This window comes from Hoyosella levis (assembly GCF_026008515.1).
Classification (GTDB): Bacteria; Actinomycetota; Actinomycetes; order Mycobacteriales; family Mycobacteriaceae; genus Lolliginicoccus; species Lolliginicoccus levis.
The window spans coordinates 1-1,286 of the sequence record NZ_BQYM01000027.1; the positions used below are offsets into that span (position 1 = coordinate 1).

A 1,286-nucleotide genomic window follows, 5' to 3' on the forward strand; every position below is an offset into this window, starting at 1 on the left:
GGCGGATTCAGGGAGCCATCGCAACACCCCTGGCTGAAGGGGCATGCTGATGGCGAGGAAGATTCCGTGGGAGGTCCGGGCGGCGGCGTATAGCAGGCTGGTCCGTGGCAGGTCCGCGATAGAGATCGGCGACACTCTAGGGGTGTCGAGGATGACGGTGAACCGGTGGGCGGAGCAAGCGGGCATGCAGGTGCGGCGGGGAGCCGCCGGCGGGGTGAGGCCCATCCCCGTGGACGCCGGGCCACCACCGTCGCCAGGCAGGGCCTACCGGCGTCTCACGCTGGCGGACCGCTCGTTCATCGAGGCCGCGCGGTCGCTGCCGGAGCCACTGCCGCTGCGCGCGATCGCCCGCCGGCTCGGGGTGTCGCCGTCGACGGTCTCCCGGGAGATCAGGGCGCGCGGGGTCATCCACTGGGGCGAGCACCGCTACGACGCCGGGCTGGCCCACTACCGGGCGCTGGCCGCCCGGCCCCGCCCGCGGCCGGGCAAGCTCGATGACCCCGCCGTGCGCGGGCCGGTGGTGGCGCTGCTGAACCAGAGGTTCTCCCCCGAGCAGGTCGCCGCGGAGCTGCGGGCGCTGTTCCCCGGCCGGAAGGAGGCGCACGTGTCGCACGAGACGGTCTACCAGGCCCTCTACGTCCAGGGCCGGGGCGCGCTGCGCCACGAGCTGGCCGTGGCCAAGGCCCTGCGCACGGGCCGGGCCGGGCGCATCCCGCGCTCGCGGCTGCCCGCGCGCGCCTCGAGGCCCTGGCTGGAGGGGGCGAGGCTGTCGGACCGGCCCGCCGAGGCCGCCGACCGGGCCGTGCCGGGCCACTGGGAGGGAGACCTGGTCGTGGGGCCGGGCAACTCCGGGATCGTCACCCTCGTGGAGCGCTCCACCCGGTACGCGCTGCTCGGGAGGCTGCCGGGCGCCCGCGACAGCGCCACGGTCGTAGACGTCCTCGGGCGCATGATCGAGGGCCTGCCCGCCGGGCTGGCCCGCACGATCACCTGGGACCAGGGCACCGAGATGGCCGCGCACGCGCGGTTCACCGTCGCCACCGGCTGCCGGGTGTTCTTCTGCGACCCGCACTCGCCGTGGCAGCGTGGCAGCAACGAGAACACCAATGGGCTGGTCCGCGACTTCTATCCGAAGGGCACGGACTTCAACGAGGTCACCGATGCCGGCCTGGCCGAGACCCAGCGCTTGCTCAACATCCGTCCCCGCAAGACCCTGGGCTGGAGCAAGCCCTGTGACAAGCTGGCAGGACTGATCGCAGGTGTTGCGATGGCTCCCTGAAACCGCC

At 73.6% G+C, this 1,286-nt stretch carries 1 protein-coding gene; it reads left to right on the forward strand.

Annotated elements, in window-relative coordinates:
- Positions 1-151: 151 nt before the first annotated feature.
- Entirely contained in the window at positions 152-1,279 is a 1,128-nt protein-coding gene (locus QC765_RS16425) for an IS30 family transposase (RefSeq protein ID WP_278315512.1), read from the forward strand.
- Positions 1,280-1,286 lie beyond the last annotated feature (7 nt).

Bases quoted from the DNA above. Each gene is read 5' to 3' on its own strand.
- QC765_RS16425 (WP_278315512.1), top strand. From the start codon at position 152: ATGACGGTGAACCGGTGGGCGGAGCAAGCGGGCATGCAGGTGCGGCGG.